Below are 18,360 nucleotides of genomic sequence, written 5' to 3' on the forward strand. Positions count from 1 at the left end.
TATAGCGAGAATCAGATAAAATGAAATGAATGGGATATGAAAAAGTAGGAGGAAATAATGTGAAAAAAATATTGGTGTTAGCTTTCATGATGTGTGGCTCGTTGCTCGTTTTAAGTGGTTGTTTTTCTGTGATTCCAGAGAAGGAAAAAGAAGATACCTTTCAGGTGAAAAAGGATGATGCGCAAAAATTAGATGTTGAAATAAATCTAGGTGTTGGGGAAATGACGGTTTCAAAAGGTGCGAAAGAATGGTTAGAGGGAAATGCCCAGTATAATATTAATAAATTAGCACCAGAAGTGAAGTATAAACTACGTGGCAATACAGGTGAAATTGAGATTGATCATAAAGGCTCTAGTAAAGTGAAGATTGGTAATACAAAAAATTTATGGGATGTCCAATTAAATGAAGATATTCCAATGGACCTTTCGATAGAGACAGGTGCATCAAAAGCAATGCTTGATTTACGAGGACTGAAACTTGAAAAATTAGATATTGAAACAGGGGTAGGAGACCTAAATGTTGACTTAGGTGGCGATTGGAAAAAAAGCTTCAAAACAAATATTGAAACGGGTGTTGGGCAAACTACGGTCATTTTACCATCAGAAGTCGGTGTAAAAATAACGACCGAAAAAGGCATTGGTTCGATGAATCTAGAAGGCTTTATTGCAAAAGGTAAAGGGGTATTTGTTAATGAGGCGTATGAAAAGGCAGATATAGTGCTTGAGGTGAACTCAGAGTTAGGCGTAGGCGACGTTACATTCAAACTAGATAAGTAACTACCTACTACAATACGATCAATTTAAGCGTCAAATACAACAGGTGAATTGTATTTGACGCTTATTTTATGTTAGCTTAAAGAAAGCAAGCGTAATTGAAGGAGCGAATGAATTGAGAATTTTTACATATAAACAACCTGTAACGATTGAATCGACGAAAGTAGTTCAAATAGTGAATGAGGAAGGAAACGTCTCATCAACTGTCCAGCGGATTTACTCCAATGGATTGAAAAAAGCTTTTGACCGTACGATGGATTATCGATATTTTGTACAATTTGATGTCAGCACAGTGGATGGACAACGTCTTTTCTCCTGTAAAAAAGTATCACGACGTGGGCGTGTGCATTTCAAAGGCAAGGACTTTGTAACAGGAAAAGACTATATGATTGCCTATGACGGCTGGCAAATCATGATTCCAGATTTAATCATAACAGATGGTCAACAAAAAATAATGCTGAATAAGGAGATGGAAGGCTGGTCTGTGTTTACGTTGGATGAACAGCCAATTGCACGCTGGCAAGCGGTTTATCAAGAAACACATTTTGATATTACACTGGAGATAGAAGCAACGAGCCCGATTCAACATGAAGCATTTTTTATTGCCATAGGACAGGCTGTCTTATTTGTCGGAGCATAGTATGAAAAGCACCTTTCATGAATGAGAGGTGTTTTTTTTGATGACATCAACTTCATCGTTATTGCACTATTACAATGTTAATTATAGTAAAATTAACTAAGAAGTTTCCAACTTACAATCATTGTTTGAAATTTATATTTCGAGGAGAGAGTAGGATGAAGAAAAAGCCGATTTACGTTGAAATTGATATACAAGCACCGATTAAGGATGCTTGGCATTATACGCAAAACCCAAAGTTGCATGAACAGTGGGATTTACGCTTTACATCCATTACATATAAAGAAAAAGAAGAGCTTTCAGAACTGCAACGCTTTACTTATGAAACAAAAGTGATGCCTGGTGTAACAGTGAGTGGGTGGGGAGAAAGTAAAGGGGAACATTTGACGAAAGATGGCGTTAAAATATCTTCTTTGCATTTTGGGACGCCACAAAAAATATCACCAATTGCAGAGGGTAAAGGGTATTGGAAGTATATTCCGAAGAAACAAGCGTTAACTTTTTTAACGCAATATGATTATGAAGTGCGCTATGGCAAATTAGGTTTGCTATTTGACTTGGTATTTCGTCCATTAATGGGATGGGCAACAGCACTTAGTTTTGATGTTTTGAAAAGGTGGCTAGAGAAGGGAGAAAATCCATCTGCGCAATATCGACGCTTTTTTCTAACACTGCTTATTAGCGCATTATTTTGCTTCGTTTGGTTGTATCATGGACTAATACCTAAAGTACTTTTCCAACATCCTCTGGAAGTGATGATGGTAGAACATTCGTTGACACAGGTGAATACTGCTAATGACCGCAATGTAGCAAATGCAACTTCACTCGTTTATTGGATTGGTGTGGCAGAGATGCTATTTGCACTTTGCTGGTTAGTACCTAGAGGGAAGCGGTTGCTCTTTGGGCTGCAAATCATGTTATTCCCACTCTTAACGCTTGGTGCTGTGTTAGTAGATACTGATATTGCAATAGCCCCATTCAACCCAGTCACATTAAATGGCGCATTATGGGTCTTATCCATTATAGGATTTGTACTTAGTAAAGATTTACCGAGTGCGGCAAGTTGTAAACGAAAGCGAGGGAAAAAAGATTGACCATCTATCAAACGTTATTAGGGGAGGACTTTAAAAGACTCCATCCAAAACTACAACAGCGCTATGCATTGCCAGTAGGTCAAACGTTTAATGCGCAAGGCGTGATGCATGATATACAATCAGGAGCAAAATGGATGCGTCCCTTTTATGTGATGGCTGCCAAGTTTAGGTTTTTATTTCCTGAGTCAGGAAAGGATATCCCCTTTACTATCAGTAATACATGTCGACAAATGCCCAATGGAGAATTGGAGGTTATATGGGAACGTTCCTTTTATTTTAATCGCAAGACAAGGCATTTTGATGCGAGGATGACGGTTGATCCAATTAAAAAAATTGTCAAAGATTACTTAGGCGCACCAGCTCTTTTTTATTCAGATTTATTGTTTTCAGTGACAAGAGAAGGGAAATTACTTATTCGTTCAGGGCCACAACGATTTGTTATGTCTAGACTAGAATGGGCGATACCGCAACAGCTAGAAGGGCGCGTTATTGTCGAGGAAGGCTATGATGAGTACAGAGAAGTTTTTACAATTCACGTATCGATTTATAATCCGCTTATTGGGAGGTTAATGATGTATGCTGGGGAATTTACGCAAAAATCTCTTTAGTCCCGTGTTATTAATAGGTTGGGTACTTATGCTGTGTTGCTATCTGTTTAGCATGCAACCACATTATTTACTATTACTTACTTTTGCGCAACTTGTATTCGTCCCTGCAATGCTAAAAATGGTCGTTTCTTTCAATAAAATAGGTCATATCATTATCATCGCTATGATGCTTGTTGTAACGATTTTACACTTTTCTATTAATCGTGAGTTAGCGATTGTCTTAGCGGGTTTATATGTTGTCTATACAGCTTATATTGCATACCAAGGTGTGACGCGCTTTTTACAGCGAGGTTTTACGAACATTGCTGAAATCGCTATCGATATTGGACTCCTCTATTTATTTATTGGAGGTCTATGGTTCTTTGCCTTTATAGCAGAAATAGATACAGGATTTTCATCGTTAATTACATGGTTAACTGCAATCCATTTTCACTATTCAGCTTGTCTATTTGCAATATCAATTGGTTTATTTGGACGTTTCCATACAAGCAAATGGTACAATGCAGTCGTCATAATCTTACTAACAGGACCATTGTTAGTTGCACTTGGAATTACGTTTTCCACAATCATTGAAATTGTATCAGTGGCACTTTATATATTTGCCATCTACTGCTTGTTTACACTGTCCTTGAAAACAACTCTGCCTAAGAGACAGGGAGCACTATTGCGAATTTCTTACGGCTCATTATGTTTGACAATTTTAGGATCTTTTCTTTATGCTATTGGCAATTTTACTGGCACGTCGATTATAAGTATTCCCGATATGTTAACCTATCATGGTTTAGTGAATTGTCTGTTGTTTGGATTGATGGGGGTAATCGCGTGGGGAATAGACGTCCCAAAATCTTCCCATCAGCCTTTTACGTTTCCGGTGAGTCGTATACGTGGGAAACTACAGCCTTTGGAAGAGCCGCATACCGGTTTAGTTGATGTACTGCAAGATTTTGTAGATACAAGGAAACTTCCACAAATTATCCCACATTTTTATGAGCAAACGACTAATTATCGTCTAAATGCTTCGGTACAATGGCGATGTTGGTTTAAACCATTTGCATTCATCTATCAAGGCATTAGCCGTTGGATGCAACAGCTTAATTTGCCGCTATCCAGTCGACCAGTGGAGATGAATGGCGTTATTATGAAAGTAGATGAACGACAGGATGGTCGCCTTGCTCCGCGTGCTTGGATTCGTAAAATAAACGAGCAGACGATATTCGTAGCCATTTACTCACAACATACGACCAATCAAACAACGTATATGAATATTGCTTTACCATTACCTTTTTCAACTATGATAGGTATTTTATATGTATATGAGCAAGACGGAAAATTACATATAACAAGCTCTAAAACTGGGGAAGCAGGTATCTATTTAGCATTCAAACAAAATATATTGAGACTACCTTTGAATGAGCATTTTACGATTACGGCGAAAAATGATACAACTTTAACGGCGATACATACGATGCGCATTTTTGGATTGTCTTTTTTACGAATAGATTATCAAATAGAACAAATATAATTCCGTTATTCTACAATAATAAAAAATAAGCTAAAGAAAGAGAAGAAGTGTTAGATTGACGAATGTCGATTTAACACTTTTTTGCTGTAAGTACTATTATCTACTACTGAGAGCAGTTGCATAATTAGTTTCGTTTTCTACCATTCAATTTACATGTTAATAGTATAGAGAAAACATACTATCACCTTAGCTCCATTTTGTGAATTTTAGATTCAAGTCCCGAAAAAATTGAATTTTTTAACTAGAATAAGCAAACTAAATAAGCAAAAAGTCTTATTTATGGATTTTTCTTTTTTGTAAAAATCATAATCCAATAGAAGGAAAAATGATGTTGAAAATCAAAAGGATGCTAAAAAACACAAAGAAACCTCTGTTTTATTCAACTAATTATAAGAAAAAATATTATTTCATCCTAAACCTTTTTAAAAATGGTAGATTACTAATATTAAGCAATACAGTGAAATTTTTTTATCGATTGCCTGTTATTTTTTAGAGAAGAAATAGAATACTCGAAGGAGATTGCCAAAAAATTGATAATCAGAAGGAGAAATTGACAAATGAATTTTAAATCGATTAGCAAAAGGATTGTATTTTCATTTAGTATTGTTGTTGCCGTTATTGTTTTATATATTGGTTTCAATTTTTATGAAATCGCACAAAGTAACCAAGCGACAGAACAAATTGTGGATGAGGAGTTGCAATTATTAATTGCTGATTATGAGTTAGCATCTACCATTGGTTTAAGAATTGCTGCAGCAAGGGGCTATGTATTATCTGGCAATGAAAAATATAAAACAATTTATGATGAAAATGTAGAACGAGCGCTTGCCAATGAAAAAATACGTCTAGCTATTGCTGAATCAGCAGAATTTACCAAGTATGCTGAAATGGCAAAAGAATGGAGTAGCTATGTTCAAAACGATGTTTTTGAAATATACGATCAAGGAAATAAGGAATTAGCCATACATAATTTAGCTGCAATGGATGAAAAAGCGACGGAAATTCGTGAGGGATATGAGGCATTAGCAGCACAACGGAAACAATCAATAAATGCTGTAGGAGATACACTTATTACTGATGGGGAGCGTAAGCAAACTATAAGTATTATTGTAGGAATAAGCATTGCCTTGATCGCCATTATTATTGCAATATTCAGCGCTCGTATTATTTCGAAGCCTATTATCTTAATTACCAATCGGATGAAGAAAATTACAGATGGGGATTTAAGTGAACCTGCACTAAATGTAACATCAAAAGATGAAATAGGGCAATTAACCGAAGCAACAAATACGATGTCCCAAATTTTAAATAATCTATTAAAACATATTCAAACGGTGTCAAATGAGGTTGCCGCCCATAGTGAGGAACTGATGCAATCTGCTACAGAAGTAAAAGAGGGGACAGAGCAAGTTGTAGATACAGTTGAAGAAATTGCAAACGGAACGGAAGTGCAAGCGAGTAATGCATCTGATGTGGCAACAAGTATGATGGATTTTTCAAGTAAAGTAACCGATGTCAATCAAAGTAGTAGAGATGTCTATCAGTTTTCTGAATCTGTGATGAAGCTAACAGAAGAAGGGAAAGGACGTATGGAAGCTTCTACACAACAAATGATGACAATTGACTATATTGTGAAAGATTCAGTTGAAAAACTAGATGAATTAAATAAACAAACACAGGAAATATCTAAAATTATTGCGGTAATTCATGATATTGCAGCGCAAACAAATTTACTGGCGTTAAATGCAGCAATTGAAGCAGCACGTGCAGGAGAGCATGGCAAAGGATTCGCAGTAGTAGCAGATGAAGTTCGAAAACTAGCAGAGCAAGTATCTTCATCTATTAGTGAAATTACAGGTATCATTCAAATAATTCAAGATGATTCAACCGTTGTGACATCCTCTCTCGAAAAAGGATATGGAGAAGTTGCAAAAGGTACAACACAAATTGTTTCGACGAATGAGACATTTAGTGAAATTGCAAATGCTGTCTATTCCATGTCATCGAGCATCGTCAATATGTCAACAAAGCTAGAAGAAGTTGTACAAAATACGATGACTATTAATAAATCAGTGGATGAAATTGCCGCTGTGTCTGAGCAGTCAGCTGCAGGTATTCAAGAAACTTCAGCAACGATAGAACAAACCGCTAGCTCAATGGACGAAATAAAAAATAGTTCAAGTCATCTAGCTGAAATGGCTGAAAACTTAAATGATCTTATTGGGAAATTTAAATTATAAATAATGTATTAAACCGATTGGATACAACACCGAAAGAAAACAACAAATTACGATAAACAAAACCAGTAAGAGGCGAATGTATCGCTTACTTGCTGGTTTTTTAATGTTCATAAGTAATTGTTGGTGAATATCTTTTAAAAATAGATTTTCCAATGGATAAACGAGGAAATGGTCATTTATTTGGTTAAAATTGAATAATCGTAAGTTCAATGGGGATATAAATAGGATGAATAGGCTGATTTATGGAGTACTTAATAAAGTACGACATGTAAACGACAGGAGGCATGAGGATGGCAATACTTGTAGTAAAAAAAGGTATAATGCATCGTTATCAAAATATCAATCAGGCGCTGCAAGACGCTGAAGTTGGAGATGCTATAGAAATTCGGGATGGTATTTATGAAGAAAGTATAGAGATTTCAAAAAGGTTAACGCTCTATGGTAAAGGGGATGTTACGATTAAAGGTGGCGTGTTTATTCGTTACCATACGCATGTGGACATCCGTAATATCCGATTTAGTCAAGGCCAAGGCATTTATGTGAAAGGGGATTTGCAGCTTGAAAACTGCATCATTGAAAAGCAACAAGTAAGTACCCAAGTCACTGTTAACTTTGGCACTTTAATGATGAAAAATGTTGATATACTGGCAGGCGCATCTAATCAATTTGGCATTCGGATAGATAATGGTTCAAGTGTTATGCTGATTGAATCGACATTACACCAGCATACGAAAGCACAAATCATTGCACAAAATAGTGAAATTTCATTGTCGAAGTGCATGTTGCTAGAGGGCACGATGAATGGAATTTTTGCCATACGAAACGTTCACATGGTCATAGAGGATTGTGAAATTCATGGGCATGAAAAAACTCAAATTGTTGCAGCATCCAGTACAATTTCTTTAGTCAACTCGCTTATTCACGAAGGAAAAGACGTAGGAATCCAAGTATTTAGTGGTTCAAAATTAACAATCAATCAATGTGAAATCAAGCACCATGCTGAAACTAATGTCGTTGTCCATGAAAGCGAACTTGTAGCGTCTGATAGTCGCATTGCGAAAAGTAATGGCAATGGACTGTATATAGGTGAAAAATCAAAGGCTGATATCTATGATTGTCAGTTATCCGGTCATAAAAAACCACAGCTGTTTATAGAGAATAGTAAAGCCGAGATTCGAAAATGCCAGGTGACAAATGGCAGCACAACAGGTATCACTATTTTCAATGAAGCCGATGTCATGATGACAGAATGTACAATTCATCATCATACACAATTTCACGTAATTGTTGATGCAAGTGGTCTTGTTCTCGATCAATGTATCATACAGTTTGGGCAAACAGGTGGAATTTATGGAAATGATCATGCCAAAATCACAGTAAAAAATTCACGCATACAGGAAGTAGAAAGTCATCATATATATATTAATAATGCGCGTCTTTTTGCCAACAAATGTACCTTTAACCATATAGTTGGTAATGGAATTACGTGTATTGATGCCATTGTTGAAGTAGTAGACAGTCAATTCTCGCAATGTAAACAAAGTCCTTATTCTATTTTTTGGTCTGATAAGTCAATGGGGCGCATCCAAAATTGTGCAATCAACGACACCGAGCGAACTTTTTTGGCAATGACCAATCAATCGCTTCTTGAACTCGTCAATAGCACCTTATCCAATGTTAAAACAGCGGCAGTTGTTCAGGAACAGAGCCAATTATATATTCGGGGACCAATGCAAGCGGGGAGGTGTCAAAAAGATGACTCTTCAAGAATTATTCATATAGACTTACAACAACCAACGAGTAAAAAAACACAACGAATTGTCGATAAATTAAGTACATGTAACGGAAGCAATGTTGAAGATTGAAAAAAGAAAAAGAGTAGTTTCAAACTTTTGAAATTACTTTTTTTATGTCTGTTACAAGTCAAATGGTAAACACGGAGGTTTCAATTATAAGAAAAGGGGTATAAACAGTAGGGTTGGAACGTTCAATACCATATATATTCCATTTTTTACTATGCTATAAAAGTGTCTTAAGTGTGTAAGATGAAAGACCTTTACGAGATAAAATACTTGAAGAGGACGAATTTTTCATGCAAAATATGGACAAAGATTCATAGAATTCGACATAAGAAGTATTGATTTGTAAGAAAATTGCCCACTTTTTTGTGCGCGATACATTATGGTGAGAAAACTTGGAATTTATTCGGAAGTAAATTTAAAATATTTGTAATATTATATCCAAAATAACAATGTTTGTTTTTTTAGAAGAAAATATTGTTAGAAAATTTAGTTTTTAGATTGCTTAATTTGTAGGTTATATCCTATAATTAGTAAAAATGGTTCATTAATAATATTGTCTGTCTGTAGTACTAGACCTTTGGATAATGTTTTTGGAATAATGAAATGTTTTTGAATTTGGAAATGGGGTGAGAAAAGATGTTTGGGCTTTCGAAAGAAGAAATTATGATGATGCTAAAGAAAGTTGAATTAGCAGATAGCCAAAAAATTGCAATAGCTGATATATTTCATCAAAATAATCTGTTAATTGAACAACAGCTAGCATTTATTATCCATCTAGTAATAGATGAGCGCGAACGAAATACGTCAAACAATACATATTTAAATTAATGTCAAGGGATTTTGTCAAAGCGATAAACGATGTGTCTTGATATTATGCATAGAACAAATTATTAAAATCATGTGAGTCAAAATGATAAGGCTTACATCACAATATATGTAAATAAAGAAGAAATCACAGTTTTTTGTTGTGGACAAAATAACTGTGATTTTTTACTATATAAAACAAAAAATGAAACTTAGAACTATTCTAAACGTATAAAAGATAAAGAAGGAGGTTGTAATAATGAAAAGATGTGAGTGGGTAAAGTTAGACGAGCCATTATATGTAGATTATCATGATAAGGAATGGGGTGTGCCGATTTATGACGATCAGCACTTATTTGAAATGATTTGTCTAGAGGGGGCACAAGCAGGTCTGAGCTGGTGGACAATTTTACAAAAGAGAGAAGGTTACCGAGAGGCCTTTGACCAATTTAATGCTGCTAAAATCGTGTCCTATACCGAAGAGAAGTTGGCTGAACTAAAAGAGGATACACGTATCGTGCGCAACAAGCTTAAAATAGCAAGTGTCGTAACGAATGCACAAGCCTTTTTACGTATCCAACAACAGCATGGTTCTTTTTCACAGTACATATGGTCATTTGTAGACAATCACCCTATTGTGAATAACTGGGAAACGATTGCTGATGTACCAGTAACAACTGAACTAAGTGATCGAATGAGCAAACAGCTTAAAAAAGATGGTTTTAAATTTGTGGGTAGCACGATTTGTTATTCATTTATGCAGGCAGTCGGCATGGTCAATGATCATATTGTAGATTGTAGTTGTCGACAAGAGCAATCGTTAGAACAATCTTAAATTTATAGCCTATAACAAGGGGAATAATAGAAGAAATGATGGACGTGAAAAATAAGTAACTAAACTAATATGTTCTAGTAATACTATTGCAATATTTTAAATATACGATTTCACTAGACAATTAGGATGTTCTCATATATAATGGAATTAATAATAAGATTTCTTGATTTAAAATATTGAATTCACCTATTACAAAAAGTAATCGTGTTTTTCGGTACTTTTTATAATAGGTGAATTTTTTTTTGAAGAAATTGTTTATTAATTTATTTTTTGGAGGTTTTATTTATGAAACAAGGTACAGTAAAATGGTTTAACGCAGAAAAAGGTTTTGGATTTATCGAAGTTGAAGGTGAAGCAGACGTATTCGCTCACTTCTCAGCAATCCAAGGCGAAGGTTTCAAATCACTTGACGAAGGTCAAAAAGTTGAATTTGAAGTGGAAGACGGTAACCGCGGACCACAAGCTAAAAACATCGTTAAACTATAATTGAACGATCGTTTTGTAAAAAGAAGCATTCTTTAAGAATGCTTCTTTCAGATTGTCGACAAAAGGCATCAAGAAGTTTTAACCTTGATGCCTTTTGTCATTTTTTATAGTAAATAATTAGATTTCACTGCCGAGTTGACCATACTCTTTGAGCATATCTATTCTCCTTAAGCAGCTTGCCATGTCCAAGTAGCAAGCTTTTTCAAGTTCATGGCAGCAAAAGTAAGCATCGCCTGCATGGACAATTTTTTAAGACCCCTTAAGGTTGTCCATCGCATACCATGCTTTTCTTTTGCATCTGCAAAGACACGTTCAATCGTTTCTTTGCGCTTTGCATAAATTTGTTTAATAGCATATGAATGGCGTAAATGTTCAGCTTCTTCCATATATGTTTCCCAGATATGACGTTGAATAAGTTTTTGATGATTCTTGCTTTCTGTACATTGTGATAGCAAGGGGCAATTAGCACAAATCGTTGGATTCGATTTATATTGGCGATACCCTTCCTTTGTGGTTGTCGTATATTTCAATACCTGCCCTTGTGGGCAAAGATAACAATTATAGTACTCATCGTACACGTATTCATGCTTTCGAAAGAAACCATCCTTTGTTTTAGGACGTGTATAAGGGAGAACAGGTAACATTTGATTCTCTAATAAAAAGTTAGTGATGGCAGGTGTTTTATAAGCAGCATCCGCAGCAATCGCTAATGGCTTTTTCACTTTTTTAATGATTTTTTCAACAAGTGGCTGCAATACATAGCTATCGTGCACATTTCCTGGAGTCACAATCGTACCTAATACAAAACCTTTTTCATCTGTCGCTGCATGAAATGAATACGCAAACTGCTTAGTCCGTTCATCCTTAACATAATAACCACTCTCTGGGTCTGTCGTACTTTCCTTGATTTCTTTCCATTCGTCTTTTTCAAATCTCTCTGGAGGGAAGGGTTTTTTTCCGTGTTCCTCACGATCAATATTTAATTCCAGTTGAAGTTTCTCTTCATAAGCACGTGTTTCTTTTCGAACGACTTTTTTATCATACTTTCGCTTATTAGCGCTTGCCTTTACATGCGTGGAATCAATAAATACATGGTCTGCATGCAGGAGACCCTTCTTCATAATTTCTTTTAGAATACGATAGAAAATTTGTTCAAACACATCTGTGTCTTGAAACCGTCGCGCATAATTTTTACCGAAGGTAGAGAAGTGTGGAACTTCTGTATGGAAGCCAAATCCTAAAAACCAACGATAGGCCATGTTCGTTTCAATTTCTTTAATAGTTTGACGCATTGAGCGAATACCGAAAACATATTGAATAAAGGTCATTTTAAAGAGAACAACAGGGTCAATACTTGGACGCCCTAAAGATGAATAGAGGTTTTCCACTAATGGATAGATAAACGAAAAATCAATCGCTGCCTCTAGTTTTCGGACTAAATGGTCTTGTGGCACCAATTGGTCAATTGTCAGTATTTCTAATTGTTCACGTTCATTGATTTGATTTTTCGACATCATTTTCCATCACCTCAAATAGATTATTTTATTTATAGTTGATTGATAGCAATTCATATCAAGTTGATTGGAGCGAAGGGCGGGCGACTCCTGCGGGAACGCACAGTACGTAAGACGCAACAGACCGCGCGTTAGCGAGGGTTGCGGCTTACGATGTGCCCGCGGAAAGCGCCCGAACGTAGCGGAAATCAACAGGAGTAGACATCTATTTTTATCTTAAAATGAAAAAAGACTGTAGGCAAACTCGAAATTTTTCGAGTTTGTCTACAGTCTGAAAGAAGCATTCTTTAAGAATGCTTCTTTTTTTTCTTTATTTAAAATAATCATCCTATACAATTGTTATTTTTCGTTCCATGTTAAAAGCATTAATCTGTATATCATGAATACACCTAGATAAGCCCCAACAACTAAAAATAATGGATTTAAAAAAACGGCATGGATGGTTGTCATAAATACTGCACCATCTTTAATAATTTGATAAATTGATGTGGATGCAATACTACCAAAAATTATCAGCGCTAGCACAGCCAAAACATTCCATAGCAGGCGAGCACGGTCACTTTTGTATTGTAGCAATAGCATGATAGCAGGGACAACGATGCTCGATAAGATGATGAACAGTTTCAACTTAAATCACTTCCTTTCCTTAATTATGACCATGACTTTTAAATCATAATCAATGGCAGAAAGTAAAGCATGCTGTAGTGTGACATCGCTAATAAAAAGAACGTGTAAAAAAATTAACAATGGGGTAATAAAAAATATAGCCAGTAATATGGCAATCAAGAATAGGGAAGAGAAATTATTGAATGATAAAAGCTTTCTATGATGTTCAGCTTTTTTTAAACATATAATGATATGATTTAAGTACATATCCAGTTAAGGAAAAAAATTAAAGATTCAGGAGGGATTATCATCAAAGATCATCGTGTAGTATACACAAAGAAAACGAAGGGGGAAGGACGGAAAATGGAAAAGAAAACTGTAGTTAAAAATGGAATAGGATTTGGTTCAGTTCTAGCCATTACAATATCTTGGAGTGTCCATCATTCTATACTATGGGCAATTATTCACGGATGCTTTAGTTGGCTATATGTACTTTATTATGTGATGACAAGATAAAGAGATTTAAGAAGTTGTACATAAGGCTGCGGATGATTAGTTTTAACATATCCTTCGCAGTTTTAGCATACATAACTAAGTGTTACTTTTACGATTAATGACACTACTCATTGTTTACTGTAAATGAAAGTTCTTTGAAAGAAAGGTTGATAGGATGACACATCAAGTTACCGCTAAGAGCAATATAGATTATGGTGCTACAGGCATCGATGAAATATTGCAAAATGTAGCATATATTTTATCTACATTTGTTATGTCTTACCCGGATAAGAGAGGACGGGACAGAAAAAAAGAGCTTGAAGTCCCTTTTCATTTTGCAAAGAAACGTAATACCGCACGTATCATTGATAGTATTCAACGATTTGAGCCTCGAGCAGTCATTATTGATGTGGACTATGTAGGAGATGTATCGAAAGGAAAGATCGAACCAGTAGTAAAAGTAATTGTTAATGGATAATTAGTTTGTATAAGAATAGCTTGTAACAGTCCACCATCCTTCGTAGTAAAAAAACCTGCTTGACTATTTCGGAGAATTTTGGAAGTCGCAGCAGACGGTATTCACGTATATTGAAAGTCATCCGTAAATAGCAAGCAGATTCTTTTATAAAGCTTAGGTTTGTTTACACAGTTGCAATTCGTCTAAGTGCGTCAATTTTTTTGCAGTCGACAATAATAGGTGCATTTGCTGCTCCAGCTTCAACAAAATAAGCACAACAATTACACGTATCTAATTTTAAGAAAATAACACCAAGGAAGCTACCGCCACTTGATAAATAAAGATCTACTGTAGTTCCTAATTCAAATCTTCGTAATAAATGACAAATACAGCCTTCACAGTGGTGATGATCGTCTTTGTCCTCATCTCTGTCATCTTTCCAACAAGATTTTTCTTCACAAGCACAATAATTGTGTTTCCAGTCTTCATGTTTTCGGCAACAAGATTTTCCTTTATGATCATGTTTGCATTTTTTTTCGACTTCGCAATAATATTGATCTTCTTGTTTATCACATGTATCTTTTTTGTAATGATTCCAATTCATATGTTTACAATATCTATTATCTGTCATTTTGAAATCTCCCTTTTGTTAGTTTGTTTGTGTAATGCGCGCGCTAGCCTTACATTTATAATCTATGAATTGAAATGATATTGACTTGGTAATATGTCCCTTAATAGAGTTAAAAATTAAAATCATTTTGAAAAAACAAACCTGTATGTATACCTATTGGATACAAATGATAGAAAGAAATAAGATTTGAGTAAAGAAAAAGAAGGTCAAAGAGCATAACGGTGTTGCCTTCCTTTCCTTTTGCGACAAAGAAGCTCTTTCCAGTGATGCGTCAGTGCCCAAAAACGTATTTTTTGTGAAAAAAGGAGAGCAGGAGAAAATGCATAAAAGTTTTATAAAAGGTATTTGTATAGTGATGGCATTACTTATATTTGTAACAATTTATTTGAAATACCAGCCGACTACATCTGTGAAATTAACTCAAAATAATTCTTCTCAATATGCATCTGAAGAAATAGCGCAAAAGTTACAACGCACGCAATTAACAAAAAAAATAATTATAGCGCTAAGGGATGAAGGCTATCATCCAGATAGCACGATTGAATATTTAATCGACTCATCGGACAATCAAATTATCACAATAAGTTTACATAATTTAGAGAAAATCGATAACCGAACGGAGAGCAAAATCCAAAAAATAGTAAATAACATTGCAAAAAAGAATAACTTTAATTTGTTTATTGTGGATGTCCAGCTTACTGATCGAAATTGACGATTTTTGTACATGAATCCTAGTCCATTAGAAGAAAATAAATAGTTAGTAATAACTACAAAAAGATGAAAATTATTGGAAAATTATTATAGTATGTACTCCTCTTTATTGGTATATTTAGTATGTTAAAAGAAGAATTGGGAGGATTTAGTGATGAAGAAGTTTTTAATCATGGCTGTACTGTCGTTAGTAGCAATTATGGCAGCCGCATGTGGTAGTGAAGTTAGCAAAGGAGGTAGCACTCCTATCCCAAGTAACGAAGCAAAGAAGGAAGAAGCTTCAGCAGATAAGGAATCAGAAGAAAAAGAAGAAGTTAAAAACGATCAGACTGAGAAAGAAGCAGCTGCTCCAGTCGTTAATTATGCAAGAAACTATTTAGAAGATGTACCATTTTTCACAGAAGATCAACTAACATTAGAAAAGCAATCATATAATTTTATTTCAACGAATGCAGATTTATTCCCGGCTTTATCGAAAGAAGCAATTCAAAAAACAAAAAAGCTTGCGGATGATAAAATCACTTCCAAGCATTTAAATAAAAATATTAAACCGTATCTAGAGAAAATGGTTACCTTTGCAGGCGATATCATCCAAATAGAGGAAGATACATTAGAGGATGGTACACCAGTGTCACTTATTTTAATTGAAGATATGGACTTTAATGCGATTTATGCCATTGGCTATCAATCAACAGAATTCCTTGAAGGGGATTTTGTGGAAATTTGGGGTTTACCTTTAGGTCAATATAGTTATGAAAACATAGATGGCGGTACTACATTAGCTCAGGCTATTGCAACGTCTCATATAGAATAAAAAATATAAGGGCACTCTCGTAGGAGATGTGTCCTTTTAGCATGCATCAAAAATTAATCTAATCTATGATATAATCGCAAAGAAAGAGGTGATTTTCCTGAATATTTTAGTTTTAGGTGCAACTGGCCGTGTAGGCAGTCATATCGTTTCCCTTGCACTAAACGATGGTCATCAAGTAATCGCATTAGTACGTACACCAAGTAAAATGATAATAGCGAATGAGAATTTACAAGTTAAACTAGGTAATGTCTTAAATAAAAACGACCTCATATCAGTTATGGCAGATGTAGATGTCGTTATTAGCGCATTAAATACGGATGGGTCAAACACGTTAACAGCAAGTTTACCACTCATTCTCGATGCAATGGCAAGTAAAAAAGTGAACCGAATTATAACAGTCGGGACAGCTGGAATTTTACAAAGTCGTCTAACGCCTAATTTACTTCGATATCAATCCAGTGAATCAAAACGAAAGTCAACGTTTGCAGCACAAGAACATCACAATGCCTTTAAATTATTAGCGCAATCAACTATGGATTGGACAATCGTTTGTCCTACATATTTACCAGATGGACGTTATACAGGTAAATATCGCGTAGAGCGAGATTTCCTTCCAGAAGGTGGAAATGAAATATCTGTGGCAGACACTGCACAATTTACTTACCAACAAATTCAATGTTCTGAATACGTGAAGTCTCGAGTAGGAATCGCCTATTAATAGATTATTTGCACACACTTATTTTAACGATGTTAGTTAAAATGAGTGTGTTTTTCCGTCATCGAAGGATCTACAGCTTTACGTCATTTTAATAAAAAAAGCTGTAGCAACAGTTTGCTACAGCAAATGAATAATTAGGGAGATTCATGGCTTAAATTTTATTGTGGCACATAACTTGTTTATTTATACTTCATATGGCAGTTAATAATTCAAATTTAAAAGCATTTTTTAATCATTTCCACAAATAATAAAGTACTAAATAATTTTTTTGGGAAGTGAAGTTGTTGAAGAAATTAATGCTATATATTGTGCCTTTTTGTATTTTAGCGGCCTCCATTTTTTTTGTAAGTGAACGTTTCTCTGCTGATAAAGGAAGAAAATATTATGAAGAGGCAGGGCAAATATTATGGGAAATAAAAACAAATGAAAAAATAATTGCATTGACCTTTGACGATGGCCCTCATAAAAAATATACACCTGAAATATTAGATGTTCTAGACAAGTACAATGCAAAATCCACATTTTTTATAGTCGGTGAAAATGCAGAAAAAAACCCAGCAGTTATTCAAAGAATGTATGAAGAAGGCCATGAATTAGCCATTCACACATATACACATCCTTTAAGAACGACTATCCCTAATCTATTGAAGGAAATTAAACAAACACATGAAACAATTTACGGTATTAGTGGATATTCTCCAACTTTATTCCGTCCAGTGGAAGGGCAATATACAGACGGGATGATTGATGCAGTTGCAAAAGAAGGATACAAAGTAGTGATGTGGTCTTGGCACCAAGATACAATGGACTGGAAAAGCCCTGGTGTTAATAAAATTGTCAACACTGTGTTGAAAGGGGCTAAGGAAGGCAATATTGTTCTTTTTCATGATGGGGGCGGAGATCGAGGTCAAACGGTTAAAGCGCTCGAAAAAATTTTACCTGAACTGGAAAAGCAGGGATATAAATTTGTCACGGTTTCGGAATTACTTGAAGTGCAAAAAGCAACGAATAAAATGGAAAACAATAAGAAATAATAGGCTGCTTAGGTTAAAATAACTTCGATAAGTGCAAATTAAGGGGCACTTATCGAGGTTTTTTAGCGTATTCCGCTAGTTATTATTTGAGCCTGACCATCATCAATAGCATTCAAATCAAGCGAATAAGTACGACATCAAATAAAAAAGAAGAGCACAATAGTGTGCCCTCCCATTTCTAACGACGATGTTCTACAAGGTCAATTGCACCTAACACAATATGTGCTAAACCAAATCCAAAGACTGTATGGGCAATCATTTTGTTAGAACCGCTTTTTTGCTTTAATGCATATCCAGCAGCCGTAACAGCAGAACCTAAAATAGTTGGGATTAAACCTTCTCGAATTGAATTCATCAAAATCCCTCCATCGTAGTTAATTTGGTGTCATCACACCATTTATACTATTTGCGAATATGCGCAATACTATACTTGTCCAAACTTACTCCAATGAAGTAAATTTTTGTATAGAAAGGCGAAACACAGTAGGAAATCCAAGTACTTTCTCTTTTTTAAGCATGAAAAAATGGGTCACTTGGGGGAAGTGACCCAAAGGGGTTAATAGGAGTGTAAAGCTGGCA

General features: G+C 35.2%; 19 protein-coding genes. 15 read left to right on the forward strand and 4 right to left on the reverse strand.

What is annotated here, in order from left to right; all coding sequences use genetic code 11:
* Positions 1–59 precede the first annotated feature (59 nt).
* From LS41612_RS10310 to LS41612_RS10355, 10 genes are all read left to right on the forward strand, one after another.
* Positions 60–776, forward strand: coding sequence for a toast rack family protein (locus tag LS41612_RS10310; protein ID WP_024360950.1), 717 nt, complete (start codon positions 60–62; stop codon positions 774–776).
* 112 nt (positions 777–888) lie between these two features.
* Positions 889–1,413: a tubby C-terminal domain-like protein gene (locus tag LS41612_RS10315; RefSeq protein WP_024360949.1), complete on the forward strand. Its 525-nt coding sequence runs from the start codon at positions 889–891 to the stop codon at positions 1,411–1,413.
* 155 nt (positions 1,414–1,568) lie between these two features.
* Positions 1,569–2,504 (forward strand): DoxX-like family protein, encoded by a 936-nt coding sequence (locus LS41612_RS10320; protein WP_024360948.1) that lies wholly within the window; start codon positions 1,569–1,571, stop codon positions 2,502–2,504.
* A complete protein-coding gene (locus tag LS41612_RS10325) occupies positions 2,501–3,112 on the forward strand; it encodes a DUF4166 domain-containing protein (RefSeq protein ID WP_024360947.1) in 612 nt (203 codons plus the stop codon). Before LS41612_RS10320 ends, LS41612_RS10325 begins: the two co-directional genes overlap by 4 nt.
* The gene (locus LS41612_RS10330) at positions 3,081–4,634 is read left to right on the forward strand and encodes a YndJ family protein (protein WP_024360946.1); all 1,554 of its coding nucleotides are present in this window, start codon (positions 3,081–3,083) and stop codon (positions 4,632–4,634) included. The genes LS41612_RS10325 and LS41612_RS10330 overlap by 32 nt, the downstream gene beginning before the upstream one ends.
* A 557-nt stretch (positions 4,635–5,191) precedes the next feature.
* The gene (locus LS41612_RS10335) at positions 5,192–6,874 is read left to right on the forward strand and encodes a methyl-accepting chemotaxis protein (RefSeq protein WP_024360945.1); all 1,683 of its coding nucleotides are present in this window, start codon (positions 5,192–5,194) and stop codon (positions 6,872–6,874) included.
* Between the two features lie 290 nt (positions 6,875–7,164).
* Complete coding sequence (locus LS41612_RS10340) at positions 7,165–8,739, forward strand: right-handed parallel beta-helix repeat-containing protein (protein ID WP_024360944.1); 1,575 nt, start codon at positions 7,165–7,167, stop codon at positions 8,737–8,739.
* A gap of 573 nt (positions 8,740–9,312) precedes the next feature.
* The gene (locus LS41612_RS10345) at positions 9,313–9,504 is read left to right on the forward strand and encodes a hypothetical protein (RefSeq protein WP_024360943.1); all 192 of its coding nucleotides are present in this window, start codon (positions 9,313–9,315) and stop codon (positions 9,502–9,504) included.
* Positions 9,505–9,739: 235 nt separating this feature from the next.
* Complete coding sequence (locus tag LS41612_RS10350; protein ID WP_029747063.1) at positions 9,740–10,315, forward strand: DNA-3-methyladenine glycosylase I; 576 nt, start codon at positions 9,740–9,742, stop codon at positions 10,313–10,315.
* Between the two features lie 285 nt (positions 10,316–10,600).
* The gene (locus LS41612_RS10355) at positions 10,601–10,801 is read left to right on the forward strand and encodes a cold-shock protein (RefSeq protein WP_024360941.1); all 201 of its coding nucleotides are present in this window, start codon (positions 10,601–10,603) and stop codon (positions 10,799–10,801) included.
* 167 nt (positions 10,802–10,968) lie between these two features.
* Here LS41612_RS10355 and LS41612_RS10360 read toward each other — a convergent pair whose 3' ends face one another.
* The gene (locus LS41612_RS10360; protein ID WP_105928905.1) at positions 10,969–12,318 is read right to left on the reverse strand and encodes an IS1182 family transposase; all 1,350 of its coding nucleotides are present in this window, start codon (positions 12,316–12,318) and stop codon (positions 10,969–10,971) included.
* Positions 12,319–12,654: 336 nt separating this feature from the next.
* Entirely contained in the window at positions 12,655–12,942 is a 288-nt protein-coding gene (locus LS41612_RS10365; protein WP_024364925.1) for a hypothetical protein, read from the reverse strand.
* Positions 12,943–13,591: 649 nt separating this feature from the next.
* On the opposite strand from LS41612_RS10365, the gene LS41612_RS10370 reads away from it, so the two are divergent.
* The gene (locus LS41612_RS10370) at positions 13,592–13,894 is read left to right on the forward strand and encodes a hypothetical protein (protein WP_024364924.1); all 303 of its coding nucleotides are present in this window, start codon (positions 13,592–13,594) and stop codon (positions 13,892–13,894) included.
* A 163-nt stretch (positions 13,895–14,057) separates the two neighbouring features.
* Here the strand turns inward: LS41612_RS10370 and LS41612_RS23305 are convergent, their stop codons facing one another.
* The gene (locus LS41612_RS23305) at positions 14,058–14,504 is read right to left on the reverse strand and encodes a hypothetical protein (RefSeq protein ID WP_024364923.1); all 447 of its coding nucleotides are present in this window, start codon (positions 14,502–14,504) and stop codon (positions 14,058–14,060) included.
* 319 nt (positions 14,505–14,823) lie between these two features.
* Between LS41612_RS23305 and LS41612_RS10380 the strand changes: the two genes are divergently transcribed.
* The 4 genes from LS41612_RS10380 to LS41612_RS10395 all read left to right on the forward strand — a co-directional run bounded on the left by LS41612_RS10380 (position 14,824) and on the right by LS41612_RS10395 (position 17,781).
* Positions 14,824–15,216: a hypothetical protein gene (locus tag LS41612_RS10380; RefSeq protein WP_024364922.1), complete on the forward strand. Its 393-nt coding sequence runs from the start codon at positions 14,824–14,826 to the stop codon at positions 15,214–15,216.
* A 153-nt stretch (positions 15,217–15,369) separates the two neighbouring features.
* Positions 15,370–16,029, forward strand: coding sequence for a hypothetical protein (locus LS41612_RS10385; protein ID WP_024364921.1), 660 nt, complete (start codon positions 15,370–15,372; stop codon positions 16,027–16,029).
* Between the two features lie 97 nt (positions 16,030–16,126).
* Entirely contained in the window at positions 16,127–16,747 is a 621-nt protein-coding gene (locus LS41612_RS10390; RefSeq protein ID WP_024364920.1) for an NAD(P)-dependent oxidoreductase, read from the forward strand.
* 284 nt (positions 16,748–17,031) lie between these two features.
* A complete protein-coding gene (locus tag LS41612_RS10395) occupies positions 17,032–17,781 on the forward strand; it encodes a polysaccharide deacetylase family protein (protein WP_024364919.1) in 750 nt (249 codons plus the stop codon).
* Between the two features lie 178 nt (positions 17,782–17,959).
* On the opposite strand, the gene LS41612_RS10400 is transcribed toward LS41612_RS10395, so the two are convergent.
* A complete protein-coding gene (locus tag LS41612_RS10400; RefSeq protein ID WP_024364918.1) occupies positions 17,960–18,136 on the reverse strand; it encodes a hypothetical protein in 177 nt (58 codons plus the stop codon).
* Between the last annotated feature and the right edge of the window lie 224 nt (positions 18,137–18,360).

Origin of the sequence: Lysinibacillus sphaericus, from assembly GCF_002982115.1 — a bacterium.
GTDB lineage: Bacteria > Bacillota > Bacilli > Bacillales_A > Planococcaceae > Lysinibacillus > Lysinibacillus sphaericus.